At 64.3% G+C, this 21,176-nt stretch carries 19 protein-coding genes; 5 read left to right on the top strand and 14 right to left on the bottom strand.

All coding sequences use genetic code 11. The features are described from left to right. Positions 1-29: 29 nt before the first annotated feature. Entirely contained in the window at positions 30-521 is a 492-nt protein-coding gene (gene irrA, locus N2603_RS00305) for an iron response transcriptional regulator IrrA (RefSeq protein ID WP_027546833.1), read from the bottom strand. A gap of 352 nt (positions 522-873) precedes the next feature. Here irrA and fabA point away from each other — a divergent pair, with 352 nt between their 5' ends. Genes fabA through fabI form a run of 4 tightly spaced genes read left to right on the top strand, consistent with a single transcriptional unit; the run spans position 874 to position 3,816 of the window. After that, the gene (fabA, locus tag N2603_RS00300; RefSeq protein ID WP_260387273.1) at positions 874-1,395 is read left to right on the top strand and encodes a bifunctional 3-hydroxydecanoyl-ACP dehydratase/trans-2-decenoyl-ACP isomerase; all 522 of its coding nucleotides are present in this window, start codon (positions 874-876) and stop codon (positions 1,393-1,395) included. Positions 1,396-1,436: 41 nt separating this feature from the next. Then, complete coding sequence (gene fabB, locus N2603_RS00295; protein WP_018644179.1) at positions 1,437-2,660, top strand: beta-ketoacyl-ACP synthase I; 1,224 nt, start codon at positions 1,437-1,439, stop codon at positions 2,658-2,660. A gap of 8 nt (positions 2,661-2,668) precedes the next feature. After that, on the top strand, positions 2,669-3,022 hold the full coding sequence (locus tag N2603_RS00290; protein ID WP_260387272.1) for a hypothetical protein: 354 nt from the start codon (positions 2,669-2,671) through the stop codon (positions 3,020-3,022). Next, positions 3,019-3,816, top strand: a complete 798-nt coding sequence (gene fabI / locus N2603_RS00285) for an enoyl-ACP reductase FabI (protein WP_260387271.1) — start codon at positions 3,019-3,021, stop codon at positions 3,814-3,816. The genes N2603_RS00290 and fabI overlap by 4 nt, the downstream gene beginning before the upstream one ends. A 122-nt stretch (positions 3,817-3,938) precedes the next feature. Here the strand turns inward: fabI and N2603_RS00280 are convergent, their stop codons facing one another. The 5 genes from N2603_RS00280 to N2603_RS00260 all read right to left on the bottom strand — a co-directional run bounded on the left by N2603_RS00280 (position 3,939) and on the right by N2603_RS00260 (position 7,944). Continuing rightward, positions 3,939-4,535: a glutathione S-transferase family protein gene (locus N2603_RS00280; RefSeq protein ID WP_260387270.1), complete on the bottom strand. Its 597-nt coding sequence runs from the start codon at positions 4,533-4,535 to the stop codon at positions 3,939-3,941. A 116-nt stretch (positions 4,536-4,651) separates the two neighbouring features. Then, complete coding sequence (locus N2603_RS00275) at positions 4,652-5,470, bottom strand: hypothetical protein (protein ID WP_260387269.1); 819 nt, start codon at positions 5,468-5,470, stop codon at positions 4,652-4,654. A gap of 153 nt (positions 5,471-5,623) precedes the next feature. Beyond that, positions 5,624-6,232 (bottom strand): hypothetical protein, encoded by a 609-nt coding sequence (locus N2603_RS00270; protein ID WP_260387268.1) that lies wholly within the window; start codon positions 6,230-6,232, stop codon positions 5,624-5,626. Between the two features lie 319 nt (positions 6,233-6,551). Next, positions 6,552-7,010 (bottom strand): GNAT family N-acetyltransferase, encoded by a 459-nt coding sequence (locus N2603_RS00265; protein ID WP_018644184.1) that lies wholly within the window; start codon positions 7,008-7,010, stop codon positions 6,552-6,554. A 7-nt stretch (positions 7,011-7,017) separates the two neighbouring features. Next, a complete protein-coding gene (locus N2603_RS00260; RefSeq protein WP_260387267.1) occupies positions 7,018-7,944 on the bottom strand; it encodes a hydrogen peroxide-inducible genes activator in 927 nt (308 codons plus the stop codon). A gap of 113 nt (positions 7,945-8,057) precedes the next feature. On the opposite strand from N2603_RS00260, the gene katG reads away from it, so the two are divergent. Beyond that, positions 8,058-10,223, top strand: a complete 2,166-nt coding sequence (katG, locus tag N2603_RS00255) for a catalase/peroxidase HPI (RefSeq protein WP_260387266.1) — start codon at positions 8,058-8,060, stop codon at positions 10,221-10,223. Positions 10,224-10,420: 197 nt separating this feature from the next. On the opposite strand, the gene pnp is transcribed toward katG, so the two are convergent. The 8 genes from pnp to rimP form a co-directional block, all read right to left on the bottom strand. Beyond that, positions 10,421-12,583, bottom strand: a complete 2,163-nt coding sequence (gene pnp / locus N2603_RS00250) for a polyribonucleotide nucleotidyltransferase (protein ID WP_018644187.1) — start codon at positions 12,581-12,583, stop codon at positions 10,421-10,423. A gap of 374 nt (positions 12,584-12,957) precedes the next feature. Beyond that, positions 12,958-13,227 carry a 30S ribosomal protein S15 gene (rpsO, locus tag N2603_RS00245; protein ID WP_018644188.1) on the bottom strand — a complete coding sequence of 90 codons (270 nt, stop codon included), beginning with the start codon at positions 13,225-13,227 and terminating at the stop codon, positions 12,958-12,960. Positions 13,228-13,229: 2 nt separating this feature from the next. After that, a complete protein-coding gene (gene truB / locus N2603_RS00240) occupies positions 13,230-14,348 on the bottom strand; it encodes a tRNA pseudouridine(55) synthase TruB (protein ID WP_260387265.1) in 1,119 nt (372 codons plus the stop codon). Further along, positions 14,345-14,788: a 30S ribosome-binding factor RbfA gene (rbfA, locus tag N2603_RS00235; RefSeq protein WP_018644190.1), complete on the bottom strand. Its 444-nt coding sequence runs from the start codon at positions 14,786-14,788 to the stop codon at positions 14,345-14,347. Before rbfA ends, truB begins: the two co-directional genes overlap by 4 nt. A gap of 155 nt (positions 14,789-14,943) precedes the next feature. Continuing rightward, positions 14,944-17,658, bottom strand: coding sequence for a translation initiation factor IF-2 (infB, locus tag N2603_RS00230; RefSeq protein WP_260387264.1), 2,715 nt, complete (start codon positions 17,656-17,658; stop codon positions 14,944-14,946). A gap of 70 nt (positions 17,659-17,728) precedes the next feature. Continuing rightward, a complete protein-coding gene (locus tag N2603_RS00225; RefSeq protein ID WP_260387263.1) occupies positions 17,729-18,412 on the bottom strand; it encodes an RNA-binding protein in 684 nt (227 codons plus the stop codon). Between the two features lie 23 nt (positions 18,413-18,435). Beyond that, complete coding sequence (gene nusA, locus N2603_RS00220; RefSeq protein ID WP_018644193.1) at positions 18,436-20,046, bottom strand: transcription termination factor NusA; 1,611 nt, start codon at positions 20,044-20,046, stop codon at positions 18,436-18,438. A gap of 2 nt (positions 20,047-20,048) precedes the next feature. Then, on the bottom strand, positions 20,049-20,804 hold the full coding sequence (rimP, locus tag N2603_RS00215) for a ribosome maturation factor RimP (protein WP_260387262.1): 756 nt from the start codon (positions 20,802-20,804) through the stop codon (positions 20,049-20,051). Positions 20,805-21,176 lie beyond the last annotated feature (372 nt).

Here is a 21,176-nt window from a genome sequence, read left to right as displayed (position 1 = left end):
TGAAAGACCACAACTAGGCCGGGACGACGCTAGCGCTTCTTGCGTAGGCGCACGACCATGTCGATGCGGGAGATCTCGTAGCCCTCGGGCACCTCCGGCATCTTGGACAGCGCCAGATGCGGATCCTCGATGTCGACCAGCTCATGGCTGTTCTCGAGGTAGTAGTGGTGGTGGGTGGTGACGTTGGTGTCGAAATAGGTCTTGGTGCCGTCGACGCTGACCTGGCGGAGCAGGCCGGCATCGGTGAGCTGGTTCAGCGTGTTGTAGACGGTCGCCAGCGACACCGGGACCTTGGCGAGGGTTGCTTCCTCGTACAGCATTTCAGCCGTGAGGTGGCGCGCACCCTTGCCGAATAGGAGCCAGCCGAGCGCCATCCGCTGGCGCGTCGGACGCAGCCCGGCGGACTGGAGCATTTCGTTGACGTCGTGCCAGGGGCAGCCGGTCAGGGCCGGCTGGCGGCCGGACAGAAGGGCCGCGGCATGAACGTCGTCGTCGTGGTGGGGCGCGGTATTCTCGCTCATTTCCAGTTTTCGGGCACGCGTGAACAATATCTCCCTGCAATATAAGAATAGAAAGATGCAGATGCAAGTTTCTCGCAACTAGAGAGGTTCTAATCAGCTCTGGAACCGGGCGCGGGTGCCGTCATTTTACCTTCATGAGAGCGCTTTGCCACTGAAATGGCGTGTGTTAGAGAGCCCGCGGTTCCGCTTAGCCGATTTTGGCGCAACCGGGCATGGAAGCCCGGTCCACCGTCCATCCGGGGCTTGCGGGAGCCGCGCCTGACGACGGCAATTGGCGTTGCTCTCCGACCGAGACGGGGCCCATTTTCGCCAAAGAACGCCGCTCAACCGGAATTTGAACAGAGGCTCGTGCATGCTGAACAGGCGCAACGGTTACGAATACGAGGATTTGCTGGCATGCGCGCGCGGCGAGATGTTCGGCCCGGGCAATGCCCAGCTGCCGCTGCCGCCGATGCTGATGTTCGACCGCATCACGGAAATCAACGACAAAGGCGGCGAGTTCGGCAAGGGGGTGGTGCGCGCCGAGCTCGACGTGAAGCCCGACCTCTGGTTCTTCGGCTGCCATTTCAAGAACGATCCCGTCATGCCCGGCTGCCTCGGCCTCGATGCGCTGTGGCAAATGGTCGGCTTTTATCTGGGCTGGATCGGCGGCGAAGGTCGCGGCCGTGCGCTCGGCCTGAACGAGTTGAAGTTCAGCGGCCAGGTGCTGCCCGAGGCCCGCAAGGTTGTGTACAACGTCGACATGAAGCGCGTGATGCGGTCAAAGCTCGTGCTCGGTATCGCCGACGGGTGGCTTTCGGTCGATGACCAGATTATCTATCGCGCCAAGGATCTGAAGGTCGGCCTGTTCAAGCAGGGCACGAGCCTGGGCTGAGGCGCATCACCAAGAAAGACAACGATTTAGGCGAGGCTGTCATGAGGCGGGTTGTGGTCACCGGAATGGGCATCGTTTCGTCCATCGGAAACAACACCCAGGAAGTGCTTGCGAGCCTTCACGAGGCGAAGTCGGGCATTTCGCGGGCTGAGAAATATGCCGAGCTCGGCTTCCGTTCGCAGGTGCAAGGTGAGCCGACGCTCGATCCTTCGACGGTGGTCGACCGCCGCGCCATGCGCTTCCTCGGTCAGGGCGCGGCGTGGAATCACATCGCGATGGAGCAGGCGATCCAGGATTCCGGTCTGTCGCCCGACGAAGTCTCCAACATCCGTACCGGCATCATCATGGGTTCGGGCGGTCCGTCCGCGCGCACCATCGTCGAATCCGCCGACATCACCCGCACCAAGGGGCCGAAGCGCGTCGGACCGTTTGCAGTGCCGAAGGCGATGTCGTCGACGGCCTCCGCGACGCTCGCGACCTGGTTCAAGATCAAGGGCGTGAACTATTCGATCTCCTCGGCCTGCGCGACGTCGAACCACTGCGTCGGCAATGCCTATGAGACGATCCAGATCGGCAAGCAGGACGTCATCTTCGCCGGCGGCTGCGAGGAGCTGGACTGGTCGCTGTCGGTGCTGTTCGACGCCATGGGCGCGATGTCCTCGAAATACAACGACACGCCGGCCACCGCGTCGCGCCCCTACGACGTCAACCGCGACGGCTTCGTCATCGCCGGCGGCGCCGGCGTGCTGGTGCTGGAGGAGCTCGAGCATGCCAAGGCGCGCGGTGCGCGCATCTATGGCGAGATCGTCGGCTATGGCGCGACCTCGGACGGCCACGACATGGTCGCGCCGTCGGGCGAAGGCGCCGAGCGCTGCATGCGCATGGCGATGTCGACGGTGAAGACCAAGGTCGACTACATCAATCCGCACGCGACCTCGACACCGGCCGGCGATCCGCCGGAGATCGAGGCGATCCGCAGGGTGTTCGGCGTCGGCGAGAAGTGCCCGCCGATCTCGGCGACCAAGGCGCTGACCGGGCATTCGCTGGGCGCCACTGGCGTGCAGGAGGCGATCTACTCGCTGCTGATGATGAACAACGGCTTCATCTGCGAAAGCGCGCACATCCAGGAGCTCGACCCCGTGTTCGCCGACATGCCGATCGTGCGCAAGCGCATCGACAACGTGAAGGTCGGCACCGTGCTGTCGAACTCGTTCGGCTTCGGCGGCACCAACGCCACGCTGGTGTTCAGCCGGCTGGATGTGTGAGCTCTACCTTGCCGACTCCGGCGGAAGGACCAGACGAGATCAACTGGCACGACGGGGTTCTCGTTGACCTTCGAATTTCGGGGTTTGCGGAGGGCGAGCAGGAATTCACCCTTATCGTCGATCTGTATCCGGACGCTGACGTGCACGCGCTGCGACGTCGATACCGCTGCATTGGAACGAACGTTTCCCGTTTCGTCATGAGCGGCGATATCGGGCGAATTCTGAAGAATCGATCCAGCGGGAATATCGATCTGTTGCGCATGGAATATACGGCCGATACGGAAATCCTTGTTGTCTGCCTGTTTGGTGGAACAATCGAAGTTGAAGCCAGATCTTTCCGACTAATGGAATCCACCACATGACAGTGTTGATGAAAGGCAAGCGCGGTCTGATCATGGGCATCGCCAATGATCATTCGATCGCCTGGGGCATGGCGAAGACGCTGCATGCCCATGGTGCCGAGCTTGCCTTCACCTTCCAGGGCGAGGCGCTGGGCAAGCGCGTCAAGCCGCTGGCGGAATCGCTCGGTGTGGATCTGGTGTTGCCCTGCGACGTCGAGGACATCGCCAGCGTCGACGCCACCTTCGTTGTGCTCCGCGAGAAATGGGGCAAGCTCGACTTCGTCATCCACGCCATTGGCTTTGCCGACAAGAACGAGCTGAAGGGCCGCTACGCCGACACCAGCCGCGAGAATTTCTCGCGCACCATGGTGATCTCCTGCTTCTCGTTCACGGAAGTGGCGAAGCGCGCCGCCGAGCTGATGACGGAGGGCGGCAGCATGATCACGCTGACCTTCGGCGCCTCCGAGCGATCGATGCCGAACTACAACGTGATGGGCGTCGCCAAGGCGGCGTTGGAAGCCTCGGTGCGCTACCTCGCCTCCGATTTCGGACCGCGCGGCATCCGCGTGAATGCCATCTCCGCGGGCCCCATCCGCACGCTCGCCGGCTCCGGCATCGGCGAGGCGCGGGCGATGTTCGCCTTCATGCAGAAGCACTCGCCGCTTCGCCGCGGCGTCACGCTCGACGAGCTCGGTGGCTCGGCGCTGTATCTCCTGTCGGACCTCTCGGGCGGCGTGACCGGCGAGATCCACTATGTCGATTCCGGCTACAACATCGTCCTGATGCCGAGGCCGGATGATTTGAAAGCCGAATAGACGGACCCCTGTAGGGTGGGCAAAGGCGCGCTCTTCGCGCGACGTGCCCACCATCTCTCAACAATCGCGACCAAATCGTGGGCACGGCGCGCTGCGCCTTTGCCCACCCTACGAGAGACGCTTCAGCCGGCCGCGATCTTCTCCGCGCGCTGGAATGCCGGCCGCGCCATGCAGCGGGCGAGATAGGCATCGAAGGCCGGCCGCGACGGCACCATCTTGAACAGGCGGACCGCAAAATTCAGGCCCGAGCCGACCGTGACGTCGGCGGCGGAAAACTCCTCGCCGAGAATCCACGGACCCTTGTCGAGCGCGGCCTCCAGCACGTCGAACACCTGCGTCGCGCTGCCCCACGCCGCGGTCGAGGTCGGGATCTCGATCTTGGTGAAGATCTGGATGATGGCCGGCTCGATGCAGCTAGGCGAGAAGAACAGCCATTGCAGATAGCGCGCGCGGCGCGGGTCGGTCACGCCAGGCGCGAGCTTCGTCTCCGGATAGCGGTCGGCGATATAGGCACAGATCGCCGCGGCTTCGCCAAGCGCGGCATCGCCGTCACTGAGCGCCGGCACCTTGCCCATCGGATTGATCTTCAGATAGTCCTGCGCCTTCTGCGCGCCGGTCGAGATATCGGTCAGCACGCGCTCATAGGGCAGGCCGCTCTCCTCCATCAGCCAGAGCGTCGTGAACGAGCGCGAGCGGGGCGACCAATAGAGCTTGATCATAGCGGGAACCCTTTCATCGGCGGAAGGCCTATAGCGCGCGATTCATGGCGCGTTCGCCGTGCATTCGCAACGCACTATGCCTAGGCAGGAGCCAAGCGGCGTGAACGACATGTGGGTCAACGTTCTCTGGTGTCGCTTTGGTGCGCTGCTGGTCGAAGTCCGAGCAGGAACGGAAGCGTTTTGTCCAGGCTTTCCGCCAGCATGCTGCGTACGCCATCGCGCAGTGCGGGATTGCCGGCGGCGTCTTCAAGGCGCGTTGGGAACGATTCTGCGGGCAATTCGCGATAGGGACCGCTGACTAGCGCGCCCAGAAGCCTCTGCACCGCTAGGGAATGATGCATGTTGATCAGCGCAGAGCTCTGTCTGACAACGGAGAAGTCGCGCCCGTCAAAGATGCGGATAAACGCCAGGGCGTAGAGATAGATGCGACGCCCGAGCACCACATCCTGGTTGAGGATGCCGAAGCCGCGGATCGTATAGTTGGATGACCCGATAGGACTGACTGAATTGAGGATCTGGATGTAGTGCCGGCAATTCGTTCCTTTCACGACCTCGCGCATGTATGCGGCCAGCTCGGCGTTGAGATCGCGGAACAACCTGTCCTTCAATGTGTCCTTGGACTCATCGCGGGGAGGAAATTTTGCCGGGTCGTAGGGGATTCTCAGGACGGACACGCCGGCAGGGATCGCGGCGCGGGTCCGCGCGAAGATCAGATCGCTGAGTCCCCAGCCTGGAATCGGGACCACCATCTTCTTGTTCTGAAATACGGTCAGGCCGGTCGTCAGCGCGGTGAACTCGTCGCCGGTAGTGACGACGACACCGAAGTCGCACGAGCCGCCGCCGGCGGAAGCGGGCCTGCCCGTGGCTCCACGCCGCGTGGCCGTCTTGCCGTTGGCTTGCTTGCTGACCGATCCTGCCGTCTCGGCTCCTGTCACTGATGGCGCCGATGGCGTCTGCGCCCAAGCAGCTATCGAAAAGCACCACACGACAGACGCAACGATGACCAGCCGGGCCATAACGTCGAATGCAGCCCAGCCGCAGCAAGCGGACGAGCGGTACCCTTTGTCGCGTCCCGTCGGCAAATGTGCTTACTCGCCCTTGATGTACGCGGGTAGATACTTGTCCAGCTGGGCCGTGAGCAGGCTGCGTGTGCTGTCACGCAGCAATGCACTGTTGGTCACCTGTTCAGGAGTCTTGGGAAACTCGAGATTGTTGAGGATCTGCGTATTGTCGTTCTTGTTGGAAAAACTCGAAGCAATCACATCTCCGAAGCTCCGGGTAGGCGCTCGATGGATGACGAAAGTTCGTCCGTCAAAAACGTTGATACGGAAATAGGCAACCACGACGCCGCGCCCGGAAGGGCTCGCCCAATTCTTGTAGATCCCGAGGCCCTCGATTGATTGATTGGTGCCATCAACGGAAACGCGGGCTTTCGTAGCTACGACGTAGCGTTCGCAATTTGCAGTTCCCGCGATCTGCCGCACCAGGGCCGTCAGGTCGTCGCGGTCATTGCGGAACAGTTTCGCTTCCGGATGATAGTACGGCTTGAAGGCTCCGCTTGCGTAAGCGATCTTCCGGACAGCCGTGCCGGGAGCCGCGGCGCGAACCCTCGCGACGAACAGATCATCGATACCCCACGCCTCGATCGGCGCCTCCATATACTCGTTGCCGAACATCGTGAGGCCGACATGTTGCACCGAGAACTGGTCTCCGATCGCGGAAATGACGCCGATCTGACAGGGGCCGCTCTCCGCCGCGACCGGCTGTCCTGCAGCCGGTTTGGCCTTCGGCGCCGCCTTCTTGACTGCCGGCTTGGCCGGCGCCGCAGTCTGAGCGGAGGGCGCCGTGGTTGCCGGAGGAGTTTGGCCGGCTGCGGAGGTCAGGAGGGACAGCAGCGCGATCAGCGAGACAGCAATGCGAAACATGGATTCCGGGAGATCAGAGGCATGAGGTCAACGGACACGCCACACTAGGTGGGGAACGTGACAACCGCAAGCTGCACCATAGATTCGCCGCCTACCCGGCGGGCCGCTTCCAGCGGTAGTACTTCATCATGAACCCGTTCGACGGCTCGATCTCTTGCTTCTCGAACACAAAACCTTCGCGCTCGTACCAGCGCCAGGCCTTTTCGTTCTCGCGGACGCAGCGCAGATACATCTCATCCGGCATTTGCGTGCGCGTGAAGGCGAGCAGCTTCCGCCCGAGCGATTGGCCCTGATAGGCGGGCCCGACGAACAGCATGTCGAGATAGAGCTTTGGCAGATGCAGCGCCAGCATCGCGGCAATGGCGCCGTCGTCGTCGGCGACGTACAGGCTCCAGCCGTCTTCGATCTCGTGCCGGATACGTGCGCGCAGGTTTGCCAGCAGGAATTCGCTGGCCTCGCCGAGCCCGGTCGAAACCCAGCTCTCCATCCAGACGCGGCCGACTTCGTCATATTCGTCGGCACGGGCGGGGCGGATGATCGGATCTGACATCGCAGCCTTAAGCCCTTTGGCTGCGCACGGCTTGTTTCGCGCGCACCTTGCCGGCCGACAGGCACACCACCTCGGAAATCTGCAGCAGCTGCCGCGCCAGCGGGCTGGTCTTGCGCCAGACCATGCCGATGGTGCGCGAGGGCTGCGGGTCGCGGAAGCGCGTCAGCGAGACCGAGGCCGACCGGGTCTCCACCGGCACCGCCATCTCCGGGATCAAGGTGACACCGATGCCGGCGCTGACCATCTGCACCAGCGTCGACAGCGAATTCGCGTCCAGCATCTCGCGCGGCGGCGCGGACTGCATGTTGCAGAACGACAGCGCCTGATCGCGGAAGCAGTGTCCCTCCTCGAGCAGCAGCAGCCGCATCTCCCGCATCATCTCGCGGGAGGGCACCGGCGTGCCCTCATCGGCGCCGGGGCGCACCAGCAGGAATTTCTCCTCGAACAGGGCAACCTCGGTCAGCGAGGGCTCCGACACCGGCAGCGCCACGATGGCGGTGTCGAGCCGTCCCTCCACCAGCTCCTGGATCAGCCGCGGCGTCATCGTCTCGCGCACGCGGATGTCGAGCTCCGGGTGCATGCGCGTGAGGTTCTTGGTGATCGTGGGCAGCAGGTATGGCGCGATGGTCGGGATCATGCCGATGCGCAGGCGGCCGGCGAAGCGGTCCTGCGAGGCCCGGGCGAAATCGCCGAGTTCGTCCACCGAGCGCAGGATCTCGCGGACCCGCTGGGCGAGTTCCTCGCCGAACCGGGTCAGCGCGACCTGGCGCGCGCTGCGCTCCAGCAGCAGGCCGCCGAGCGTCTCCTCCAGTTCCTTGATCTGCATCGACAGGGCCGGCTGCGAGATCGAGCAGGATTCAGCCGCGCGGCCGAAGTGGCCGTGGCGCGCCAGCGCGTCGAAATACCGGAGCTGGCGCAGCGTCAGATTGATCATAAGAAAATCCTATCGCAGCGATCATTAAAGTCAACTTCACCTGATAGGAGGCGGCGCTTAGAGTGGTTCTACCTGGTCAAAGGCGCCGTCGGACGCCACCAGAGGAGGTAATCATGGACGACACTTCGAAGTGCCCGTTTTCGGGCGGAAAACCCACGCGCGTGAACCGCGACTGGTGGCCAACCCAGCTCAGCATCGAGATGCTGCACAAGAATTCCGACCTGTCCGACCCGATGGGCAAGGAGTTCGACTACGCCAAGGAATTCAAGTCGCTCGACCTGAACGCGGTCATCAAGGACCTGACCGCCCTGATGACGGAGTCGCAGGAATGGTGGCCGGCTGACTTCGGTCACTATGGCGGCCTCATGATCCGCATGGCCTGGCACAGCGCGGGCACCTATCGCATCACCGACGGCCGCGGTGGCGCCGGAGCCGGCCAGCAGCGTTTTGCGCCGCTGAACAGCTGGCCCGACAACGCCAACCTCGACAAGGCCCGCCGTCTGCTCTGGCCGATCAAGCAGAAATACGGCCGCAAGCTCTCCTGGGCCGATTTGATGGTGCTCGCCGGCAACGTCGCGCTGGAATCGATGGGCTTCAAGACGTTTGGCTTTGCGGGTGGCCGCGCCGATGTCTGGGAGCCGGAAGAGCTCTATTGGGGTCCGGAAGGTACCTGGCTCGGCGATGAGCGCTACAGCGGCGAACGCCAGCTCGCCGAACCGCTCGGCGCCGTGCAGATGGGCCTCATCTACGTCAACCCGGAAGGCCCGAACGGCAAGCCGGATCCCGTCGCCGCGGCCAAGGACATCCGCGAGACATTCGCCCGCATGGCGATGAATGACGAGGAGACCGTCGCGCTGATCGCCGGTGGTCACACCTTCGGCAAGACCCATGGCGCGGGTGATCCCTCGCTGGTCGGCCCCGAGCCGGAAGCGGGTGCGCTGGAAGATCAGGGCCTCGGCTGGAAGAGCAAGCACGCGTCGGGTCTCGCGGGTGATTCCATCACCAGCGGTCTCGAGGTGACCTGGACGACGACGCCGACGAAGTGGAGCAACAACTTCTTCGAGAACCTGTTCAAGTACGAATGGGAGCTGACGAAGAGCCCGGGCGGTGCGAACCAGTGGACGGCCAAGGGTGCCGACGCGATCATCCCCGATGCTTTCGACAAGTCGAAGAAGCATCGGCCGACCATGCTGACGACCGATCTGTCGCTGCGCATGGATCCGGCCTACGAGAAGATCTCGCGCCGCTTCCTCGAAAACCCCGATCAGTTCGCGGACGCCTTCGCCCGCGCCTGGTTCAAGCTGACCCACCGCGACATGGGCCCGATCCAGCGTTATCTCGGCCCGCTGGTGCCGAAGGAAGCGCTGATCTGGCAGGATCGGATCCCGGCCGTGAATCACGAGCTGGTCGGCGATCAGGATGTCGCTGCGCTGAAGACCAAGATCCTGGCTTCGGGCCTCTCTGTCTCCGAGCTGGTCTCGACCGCCTGGGCGTCGGCCTCGACGTTCCGCGGCTCGGACAAGCGCGGCGGCGCCAACGGCGCGCGCATCCGCCTCAGCCCGCAGAAGGACTGGGAGGTGAACCAGCCGGCTCAGCTCTCCAAGGTGCTCGGCAAGCTCGAAGCGATCCAGAAGGACTTCAATGCGTCGTCAGGCGCGAAGAAGGTCTCGCTCGCGGACTTGATCGTGCTCGGCGGCACCGCCGCGGTCGAGAAGGCCGCCAAGGATGCCGGCGTCGACGTGAAGGTCGGCTTCACGCCGGGTCGCATGGATGCCTCGCAGGAGCAGACCGACGCGGAGTCCTTCGCGCCGCTCGAGCCCCGGGCCGATGGCTTCCGCAACTATCTCGGCAAGAAGCATCAGTTCTTGCAGCAGGAAGAAGCCCTCGTCGATCGTGCGCAGCTGCTCAAGCTCACCGGGCCTGAATTGACCGCGCTGGTCGGCGGCCTGCGTGTGCTCGGTGCCAATGCAAACGGTTCGAAGCACGGCGTGCTCACCGCGAAGGTGGGAACGCTGAGCAACGACTTCTTCGTCAACCTGCTCGACATGAGCGCGCAGTGGACGCCGGCGGCTGACGGCAGCTACGAGGCTCGCGACCGCAAGACCAATGCGGTGAAGTGGACCGGCAGCCGCGCCGATCTCATCTTCGGCGCGCACTCGCAGCTCCGCGCCTTCGCCGAGGTCTATGCGACTTCGGACGCCAAGGAGAAGTTCGTCAAGGACTTCGCCAAGGCCTGGACCAAGGTGATGAACCTCGACCGCTACGACATCGCGGGCTGAGGCCGGTTCACCTCTCCCGCTTGCGGGAGAGGTGACCTCCCGTAGCCCGGATGGAGCGCAGCGCAATCCGGGGCGCCGGTCCCGCATTCCGCTTCGCTTCATGCGGGCTACGGACTGCGGAGAGGCGATCCGCCAGACACCAATAAAAAGGGCGGCCGAAAGGCCGCCCTTCGTGTTTCTGATGTGGCTTGGAGCGCTTACTCGCCGGCCGCTTCGCGCGGAGCCTTCTCGCCCTCGGCGGCCTTGTCCTTGGCCTCGAGGTCCTCGCCGGTGGTCTGATCGACCACCTTCATCGACAGGCGGGTCTTGCCGCGGTCGTCGAAGCCGAGCAGCTTGACCTTGACCTTGTCGCCTTCCTTGACGACGTCGGAGGTCTTCTGCACGCGCGCCGAAGCGAGCTGGCTGATGTGGACGAGGCCGTCCTTGGAGCCGAAGAAGTTCACGAAGGCGCCGAACTCCATCACCTTGACGACGGTGCCGTCATAGATCTGGCCGACTTCCGGCTCGGACGCGATCGACTTGATCCACTTGATCGCGGCCTTCATCGCCTCGCCATCGGAGGAGGCGACCTTCACGGTGCCGTCGTCCTCGATGTTGACCTTGGCGCCGGTCTTCTCGACGATCTCACGGATCACCTTGCCGCCGGTGCCGATCACTTCGCGGATCTTGTCGGTCGGGATCTTGAAGGTCTCGATGCGCGGCGCGTATTCGCCGAGCTCGGCGCGGGCGTTGGTGAGCGCCTTGGCCATCTCGCCGAGGATGTGGATGCGGCCTTCCTTGGCCTGGCCGAGGGCGACCTTCATGATCTCCTCGGTGATGCCCTCGATCTTGATGTCCATCTGGAGCGAGGTGATGCCCTGCTCGGTACCGGCGACCTTGAAGTCCATGTCGCCGAGATGATCCTCGTCACCGAGGATGTCCGAGAGCACCGCGTAGCGCTTGTCTTCGAGGATCAGGCCCATCGCGATGCCCGCGGTCGGCCGCTTCAACGGCACGCCGGCATCCATCAGAGCGAGCGAGGCGCCGCAGACCGAAGCCATCGACGAGGAGCCGTTGGATTCGGTGATCTCCGAGACCACGCGGATCGTGTACGGGAATTCGTGATGCGGCGGCAGCACCGGGTGGATCGCGCGCCAGGCGAGCTTGCCGTGGCCGATCTCGCGGCGCTTGGTGCCGCCGAGGCGGCCGGTCTCACCGACCGAGTAGGGAGGGAAGTTGTAGTGCAGCAGGAACGTCTCTTTGTACGTTCCCGACAGCGCGTCGATGTACTGCTCGTCCTCGCCGGTGCCGAGCGTGGTCACGACCAGGCCCTGGGTCTCGCCGCGGGTGAACAGGGCCGAGCCGTGGGCGCGGGGCAGCACGCCGACTTCGGCGACGATGTTGCGCACGGTCTTGCTGTCACGGCCGTCGATGCGCTTGCCGGTGTCGAGGATGTTCCAGCGAACGATCTTGGCTTCCAGCTCCTTGAACACCGCAGCGACGCGGAGCTTGTCGTATTTCGGCTCCTGCCCTTCGGGGAAATAGTGAGCGATCACCTTTTCCTTGACCTTGCCGACCGCGGCGTAGCGATCCTGCTTGACCGGAATGGCGTAGGCGGCGCGCAGCTCCTGCTCGACGAGGCCGAGCATCTCCTTCTCGAGCGCCTCATTGTCGATCACGGTGACTTCGCGCGGCTCCTTGGCGGCCTTCTCGGCGAGCTCGATGATCGCGTTGATGACCGGCTGGAAGTGGCGGTGACCGAACATCACGGCGCCGAGCATGATGTCTTCGTTCAGCTCCTTGGCTTCCGATTCCACCATCAGCACGGCGTCGGCGGTGCCGGCGACGACCAGGTCGAGCTGGGTGTCGACCATCTCGTCGAGCGTCGGGTTGAGGATGAACTCGTCATTGGCGAAGCCGACGCGCGCGGCGCCGATCGGGCCCTTGAACGGCGCGCCGGAGAGGGTCAGCGCAGCCGACGATGCCACCAGCGCGACGATATCAGGATCGTTCTCCATGTCGTGCGACAGCACGGTGGCGATCACCTGGGTCTCGTTGCGCCAGCCGTCGACGAACAGCGGACGGATCGGACGGTCGATCAGGCGGGAGACCAGCGTCTCCTTCTCGGTCGGACGGCCCTCGCGCTTGAAATAGCCGCCGGGAATGCGGCCCGCGGCGTAGGTCTTCTCCTGGTAGTCGACGGTCAGCGGCAGGAAGTCGACGCCTTCGCGCGGCGCCTTCGCCGCGACGACGGTGGCGAGCACCACGGTCTCGCCATAGGTGGCGATGACGGCACCGTCGGCCTGACGGGCGATCTTGCCGGTTTCGAGCTTGAGAGGGCGTCCGCCCCAGTCGATCTCGACTGAATGCTTAGTGAACATAGAGGTCTTCTTTCATGGGTTCTCGAAAGAAGGGACGCTTCGAAAAACAAAAACCATGCGCAAGATTGCGGGACGCTGATCGGAGCGGATGATCAGCGTCCTGCGATCCTGCCATGGTTTTTGGATGTCGGATGGCGTCCATCCTTTCGGGTCATACGGGCGCCTTGCCCGTTATGCCCAGCCGCCGGATTGCTGCTGGACTGTCAGTCGGCACGAACGCGAACACCGAACCGCGGTCTTCGGTCATGCCCGGATGCGAGTGGTTGTTGGCCCGCATCCGACGCGCACGCAGCCTCGATCAAAAACCTTCAAATAAGTGCTTTCGTTCGAAAACTACGCGCAAAAACGCGCGCCGGTGGCGCGCGCAGGAACCGTTAGCGACGAATGTTGTGCTTCTCGAGCAGCGCCTTGTAGCGCGCCTCGTCCCTCTTCTTGAGGTAGTCGAGGAGCGAGCGGCGGGTCGAGACCAGCTTCAAGAGGCCGCGACGCGAATGGTTGTCCTTCACGTGGGTCTTGAAATGGTTGGTGAGGTTGTTGATGCGTTCCGACAGGATCGCGACCTGAACCTCGGGCGAGCCGGTGTCGCCGGCCTTGGTGGCATTCGTCTTGATGACTTCCGCTTTGCGTTCTGCGGCAATCGACATCGTCAATTTCTCTCGTTGCGACCGGGGCTGGCAGTCAGGCCGGTCAGGTTGAACACACGCTTGGGGATGATTTCGCCATTGCCAACTTCGGCAAGCGCCAAAAGACGGCCTGCCACCGTGACATAGACTGTGCCGCTACAAGTGGGCGCATCCCGTCCGCGCAACAAAACGGCTTGGCCCCGATGGAGCCTTGCCGCATCAGCCCGAGTGACGGCCAGTGCCGGGATGTCGTCCAGCGCGGTCTCAACGGGCAAAAGCGCGTCGGCGAGGCTGCCCTCGCCGGACGCGGCTCTATCGCATAAAGCCTCCAACTGATCCAGCGGAATCATGTCGTTTTCGCCAAATGGGCCGACCAGGGTCCGCCGGAGCGCGCAGATATGGCCGTAAGTGCCGAGAATCCGGCCCATATCGCGGGCGAGCGCGCGGACATAGGTGCCCTTGCCGCATTCTGCCTCGAATACGGCCCGGTCGGTATCTGGTTGATCTACAAGGGCTAAATGGTGAATCTCGACCGGGCGGGGGGCCAGCTCCACGACCTCGCCGTCGCGGGCGAGGTCATAGGCGCGCTCGCCCTGGACCTTGATCGCCGAATAGCGCGGCGGGATCTGCTCGATCACCCCGGTGAAGCGGGGCAGGAGGGCCAGGATGGCCTCCCGGGTCGGACGCTGGTCCGAGGTCGCGGTCACCCGGCCCTCGATGTCGTCGGTGTCGCGCTCCTCGCCCCAGCACACGGTGAACTGGTAGCGCTTGCGGCCGTCCATCACAAAGGGAACCGTCTTGGTGGCCTCTCCGAGCGCGATCGGCAGGCCGCCGGAGGCGAGCGGGTCAAGCGTGCCGGCGTGTCCCGCACGCTTGGCATTGAACAGGCGCTTGAGCACGGCAACCGCCTGCGTCGAGGTCATGCCGATCGGCTTGTCGAGCACGACCCAGCCATGGACGTCGCGGCGGTCGCGCCGAACCTGATTGCCCTTCTGCTGCTTGGCGCGCGGGTCGTTGTTGACGCGGCGCGGCTCCTGATGCGGCTCGGAATTGCCGCCGATCTCCGCAAAATTATTTTTCTGCACATCGCGCTGATCGGCGTCGTTGCCGCCGATCGTGCCGTGAGCCGGGTCCATCGTCATTGCTCTTCTTCCCGATCCGTATCCGGATCCTGTTCCAAGTCCTGTTCGAGATCCTTCTGCACCGCAGGTGTTCGCAAAAGCTTCTCGATCCGTTCCGCTTCGTCGAATCGTTCGTCGACGCGGAAACGAATGTCAGGTGCAAATTTCAGGTTAACGCGCCGCGCGACTTCGCCGCGCAGGAATTTCTTGTTGCGCTCGAGCGCAGCGATGACGACCTCGGTGTCGCGGCCACCGAGCGGCATCACGTAGATTGTCGCGAGCTTCAGGTCGGGCGACATCCGTACCTCCGGCACGGTGATGATGTGGCCTTCCAGATCCGCATCATGCACGTTGCCTTGCGCCAGAATCTCGGCCATCGCATGGCGAACCTGCTCGCCGACGCGCAACTGACGCTGCGAGCCGCCGGGCGCGGAACTTTTTTTCTGGTGGTGGCGGGGCATGGTCGAAAATCACCTCGTCGTGCCCGCGTTTGGGACACGAGCATTGTCATTTGTCCTGTTGAAACGAATGAGGCGTGGATGGCCGGAAAAATCCGGCCATCGCACTCCTGCAATTTCAGCTCAAAAAGATCCAGGCGCTTCGGTAAGATTTGGACTTACAGGGAGCGCTGGATCGTCTCCACGCGATAACACTCGATCACGTCACCCGCACGCATGTCGTGATAGCTCTCGAAGGCCATGCCGCATTCCTGACCGGACTGGACTTCCTTCACCTCGTCCTTGAAGCGCTTCAGCGTCGACAGCTTGCCTTCGTGCACGACGACGTTGTCGCGGATCAGGCGCACATTGGCGCCGCGTTCCACGGTGCCGTCGGTGACGCGGCAACCGGCGACCTTGCCGACCTTGGAGATGTTGAAGATCTCCAAAATCTCGGCATTGCCCAGCATGGTCTCGCGCAGGGTCGGCGCGAGCAGGCCGCTCATCGCCTTCTTCACGTCGTCCACGAGGTCGTAGATGATGTTGTAGTAGCGGATCTCGATGCCGTTGCGCTTGGCGGCCGCAGCGGCCTCCTTGTTGGCACGAACCGAGAAGCCGATGATCGCGGCGTTGAAGCCTTCCGCGAGCGTCACGTCGGATTCCGAGATGCCGCCGACGCCGGCATGCAGGATGCGGGCGGCGACTTCGTCGGTGCCGAGCTTTTCCAGCGAGCCGAGGATGGCTTCCAGCGAGCCCTGCACGTCGGCCTTGACGATCAGCGGGAATTCCTTGCGGCCCGCCGTCTTCAATTGCGACATCATCTGCTCGAGCGAGCCGCGCATGCCGGAGATCGAGGCAGCCGCGTTCTCGCGCTTCTGGTGCGCGCGGTAGCTGGTGATCTGGCGGGCGCGGGCTTCGTTCTCGACCACGGCGAGACGATCGCCGGCTTCCGGCGGACCGTTGAAGCCGAGCACTTCGACCGGCACCGAGGGGCCTGCCTCCTGCACCGTCTCGCCCTGATCCGAGATCAGCGCGCGGACGCGGCCCATCTCGGCGCCGGCGACGATGATGTCGCCGACACGGAGCGTGCCGCGCTGGACCAGCACGGTCGCGACCGGACCACGGCCGCGGTCGAGCTTGGCTTCGATCACGGTGCCTTCGGCCGGACGCTCCGAATTGGTCTTCAGGTCGAGGATTTCGGCCTGCAGCGCGATCATCTCGAGCAGCTTGTCGAGATTGGTCTTGTTCTTGGCGGACACCTCGACGTCGACGACCTCGCCGCCGAAGGATTCCACCTGCACCTCGTGCTGGAGCAGCTCGGTGCGCACGCGCTCGGGCTTGGCATCGGGCTTGTCGATCTTGTTGATGGCAACGATGATCGGCACGCCTGCCGCCTTGGCGTGATTGATGGCTTCGACCGTCTGCGGCATCACGCCGTCATCGGCCGCGACCACCAGCACGACGATGTCGGTGACCTTGGCGCCGCGGGCGCGCATCGCGGTGAACGCGGCGTGGCCGGGCGTGTCGATGAAAGTGATCTTCTTGCCGCTCTCGGGCGACAGCACCTGATAGGCGCCGATATGCTGGGTGATGCCGCCGGCTTCGCCGGAGACCACGTTGGCGTGACGAAGCGCGTCGAGCAGCGAGGTCTTGCCGTGGTCGACGTGGCCCATCACGGTCACGACCGGCGAACGGGTCTCGGTGTCGGTGGAATCGTCGACCTGGTCGAACAGGCCTTCTTCGACGTCGGAGGCGGCAACGCGCTTGACGGTGTGACCGAGCTCTTCGGCGATCAGCTGCGCGGTGTCGGCGTCGATCACGTCGGTGATCTTGTGCATCGCGCCCTGCTTCATCAGCATGCGGATGACGTCCACCGCGCGCTCGGCCATGCGGTTGGCGAGCTCCTGGATGGTGATCGCTTCCGGAATGACCACCTCGCGGATGAGCTTTTCCTTCGGCTCATTCGAGGCATGGCCCTTCAGGCGCTGGGTGCGGCGACGGAACGAGGCGATCGAGCGCTCGCGCACCTCGTCGGCATTGAGCGCGGTGACGACGGTCAGGCGGCCGCGTTCCTTCTGCGGGCCGGGCTTGTGGGTGGTCTTGGGGGCTGCCGCAGGACGCGCAGCGCCGCCGGGACCGCGGCGGATTTGGCGCGGACCATCGTCCTCGTCCGGTCCGGCTGCGACTGCCGGAGTACGACCCAGCGGGCCGCCGCCGGCCGGCCGTTGCGTGGTCGTTCCGGGGCGCGCGGTCGTTGTTCCCGGACGTGCCGTCGCGGGGGCGCCGGGACGCGCTGCGGGCGCGCTGGTGGGACGCGGCGCGGGAGCGGCCGGTGCCGCCGCAGCGGGACGCGGAGCGGATTGCGGCTGCTCGCCTTCGCCGAAACGCTTCTTGGCCTCGGTCTCGGCCTTCCGCTTGGCTTCGTCCTCGTGACGGTGGCGCTCTTCCTCGGCCTTGCGGCGCGACTCGGCGGCCTCGCGCTCGGCGCGTTCGGCGGCCTCGCGGACGGCGCGGCGCTGGGCCTCTTCCTCGGCCTGGCGGCGCTCTTCGACTTCGCGCACCTTGGCATCGGCCAGCGCGCTGGCACGGGCCGAGCGCTCATCCTCGGTCAGGGTGCGCAGGACCACGCCGGAACCGGCATTGCGCGGCGGGGGCGGCGGCGCGGGGCGCGACGGAGCGGGCGCAGCCGGAGCCGGCTTTGCAGCTACCTCAGGCGCGTGCGGCTCGGGGCCGTCACCAATGCGGCGCTTGCCGCGCTTCTCGACCACGACCTGCTTGCTGCGGCCATGGCTGAAGCTCTGGCGCACGGTACCCGTTTCGACGCGCGGCTTGAGCGATAGCGTCTTGCTCGGAACGCTCAGCTTCTTGTCGCCAGGGGTCTTGGTATCAACCATTCAGCAGTCCTAATCCTGATTTATCAGTGTTGTGCGTTGCCGCACCGTCAGATCGGTTCGTCGGTGTCTCTCAGAAATCCTGGCCGTGCTTTTCGGCAGTCTTGTCATCGTCCGCCATCCGGTATCGGACCAGCATCTGGCTACGTGACAGGAATGACCTGCTCGCCGGGCCCGCGAGCAGCGCAGCATGTATCACATTTGATCGGGTCAGTGCCAAATCCAATTCTAACGATTTCAGTGCAGTGACGACGGGAATCGGCGGTTTGGCACCGCGATTTCCGGCATTTTGACGCGCCAGCATGTCCAATTTGCGGATTCCGTCCGCAGCCCCGTCACTGGCGTGGATCAGGACCTCGGCCGTGCCTTCCCGCAGGGCGCTCTCGACCTTGCCGAAGCCGGCCACGACCTGGCCCGCCTTGGCAGCAATCCCAAGGGCTTCCGTCACGCTCCTGACGAGGAGCGCCTCAATATCGGCGGGAAGCGTCTGGGGAACGCGCAGCTCGCGCTTGAAGGCTTTGTTAAATTGGTGACGCCGCACGGCTTCCGCAACCACCTCGCGTGAGGCGGTGACCCACATGCCGCGTCCGGGCAGCTTGCGCTTGAGGTCGGGAACTATGTCGCCTTGCGGCGAGACGACGAAGCGGATCAGCTCGTCGATCGGCCGGACCTGCCGGGTGACCGCGCACATCCGCATGGTCGCGGACCTTTCGGTCCGCGGTCCATGGTCGAGTTCGCTGTCCGTGCTGGCGAGCATCCGGGCGACATCCTCCGTCGCCCTTAAGCCGGCTGATCTTCGGTCGCTTCAGCCTCTTCGGCGGGCTTGGCGAGATCGGCCTCGGTGATCCAGCCGGCCTTGACGCGGGCCTGCATGATCATCGCCTCGGCATCGTCACGGGAGATCTCGATACCGTCGAGTGCACCCGGATACTTGGTCTGCTCGCCGCCTTCCTTGCGCTCGGTCCAGCCGACCAGATCGTCGGTGGCACAGCCAGCGAGGTCGTCGACGGTCTTGATGTCGTTCTCGCCGAACTTCACCAGCATCTTGGAGGTGACGCCTGGCACGTCCTTGAGGGCGTCCTCGACGCCGAGTTCCTTGCGCCGTGCCTCGAGCTCGGCTTCCTGCTGCTCGAGATATTCGCGGGCGCGGTTCTGGAGCTCCTGTGCGGTCTCCTCGTCGAAGCCCTCGATGCCGGCGAGCTCCTTGACGTCCACCATCGCGAGCTCCTCGACCGAGGTGAAGCCTTCGGACGCCAGCAGCTGGCCGACCACCTCGTCGACGTTGAGCGATTCCATGAAGACGCGGGTGGAGTTCTCGAAGTCGGCCTGGCGGCGCTCCGATTCCTCCTGCTCGGTCAGGATGTCGATGTCCCAGCCGGTCAGCTGCGAGGCCAGACGCACATTCTGGCCGCGGCGGCCGATCGCCAGCGAGAGCTGGTTGTTGGTGTCGGGCACCACGACCTCGATGCGCTCGCGGTCTTCGTCGATGACGACCTTGGAGACTTCGGCCGGCGCCAGTGCGTTGACCACGAAGGTCGCGATGTCGGGCGACCAGGGAATGATGTCGATCTTCTCGCCCTGCAGCTCGTTCACCACGGCCTGCACGCGCGAGCCGCGCATACCGACGCAGGCGCCGACCGGATCGACCGAGGAATCGCGGGAAATCACGCCGATTTTCGCGCGCGAGCCCGGATCGCGGGCCACCGCCTTGATCTCGACGATGCCGTCATAGATTTCCGGCACTTCCTGCGCGAACAGCTTCGCCATGAACTGCGGATGGGTGCGGGAGAGGAAGATCTGCGGGCCGCGGGTCTCGCGGCGGACGTCGAAGATATAGGCGCGGACGCGGTCGCCGTTGCGGAACACTTCGCGCGGCAGCATCTCGTCGCGGCGGATGATGGCTTCACCGCGGCCGAGATCGACGATCACGCTGCCATATTCGACGCGCTTGACGACGCCGTTGACGATGTCGCCGATGCGATCCTTGAATTCCTGATACTGCCGGTCGCGCTCGGCCTCGCGCACCTTCTGCACGATCACCTGCTTGGCCGACTGCGCGGCGATGCGGCCATATTCCAGCGGCGGCAGGGTGTCGGCGATGGTGTCGCCGACCTGGGCGCCGGGATTGGCGCGCTGCGCATCGACCAGCGAGATCTGGTTGGAATGATTTTCGACCTTGTCGACGACCAGCATGTGGCGCGACAGCCGCAGCTCGCCCTTCTTCGGGTCGATCTCGGCGTGAACGTCAGTCTCGCTGCCGTAACGGGCCCGCGCGGCCTTGGCGATGGCGTCCTCCATCGCCGCGATGACGATGCCGCGGTCGATCGATTTCTCGCGGGCAACGGCATCGGCGATCTGAAGCAATTCAAGTCGATTGGCGCTGACTGCCATGGCTAGTCTCCTTGGTCAGGCTCGATCTCGCCGCGCCGCGCGCGTTCGGCGGCAAGGCGATGTTTCTTGGTATTGGTCGGGGCCGGCTTCTTTTTCGGCTTGGTGTTCTTGGTGGTTTTTTCGCTGATTTTCGCGTGCGGCGCCTGCGGCGGTTCCAGGCCGAGATCGCGCCGCATCTGGCGCTCTTCGGCCTTGCCGCGGCGCATGGATTCGGCGATCAGCTCGTCGGTCAGCACCAGGCGGGCCTCGCCGATATCCTCCATCGTCAAGAGAACGTCGGCATCGTCGCCCGCCTTGACGTCGTCGCGATGCAGATGCACGCGGTCGCCCTCGACGGCACCCAGCGTGCCACGGAACCGCTTGCGCCCCTCATGGGCGACGGCCATGTCGACCTTCACGAGATGCCCGGAATAGCGCTCGAAATCGGAACGGCGCACCAGCGGCCGGTCGATGCCCGGCGAGGAGATCTCCAGCCGATAGGCGCGGTCGATGGGGTCGGCGACGTCGAGCACGGGCGACAGCGCCCGCGAGATCGCCTCGCAATCCTCGAGCTGCATCGAACCGTCCGGCCGTTCGGCCATGATCTGCACGGTGCAGCCGGCTTCCCCGGAGATGCGGATCCGGACCAGGCGGTAGCCCATGCCCTCGAGCACGGGAGCTGCGACCGCAGACACCCGCGCCGCCACGCCAGGCTCGACCACGAGCCTCGGCTCGGCCAGCAGTTCGGCATCGGTGGAACCAGTGTTCGGTTCGGTCATATCAGCGGTCAAGGCGCTCGTTGGTTAACGCTTGGGTTAAGGCTTGGTTAAGACTTCAAAGCCCGCTTCGGAACTCTCCCGACAGCGCGTCGGGCCGGATCTTCCGCCAACCCGCGTTCAGGTAATAAAAAAGAGCGGGTCCTTTCGGGCCCACTCTCACTACGCGGATCGTATGAGAAGATGAATTGGCGCTGATATAGCCCTTTCCGCCCTCCCGGACAAGGCCCATCGGAGGCCGGACGAGGCTTTTTGCGCCCGATTCGCGGCTCCCCGCGCAACGCTTCCTTCATTTCCGAGGCCTAAATTCCTTGATTGTGGGGCGGCTTGGACCGAGGGCGCGCCCGCGGCGTGCCCTGTACGAGTTTGTGTTTT

This window comes from Bradyrhizobium huanghuaihaiense, from assembly GCF_025200885.1.
GTDB classification, from domain to species: Bacteria; Pseudomonadota; Alphaproteobacteria; order Rhizobiales; family Xanthobacteraceae; genus Bradyrhizobium; species Bradyrhizobium huanghuaihaiense.
Note: the sequence above shows the minus strand (reverse complement) of the source record. Positions and strands in the feature narration are given on the sequence as shown.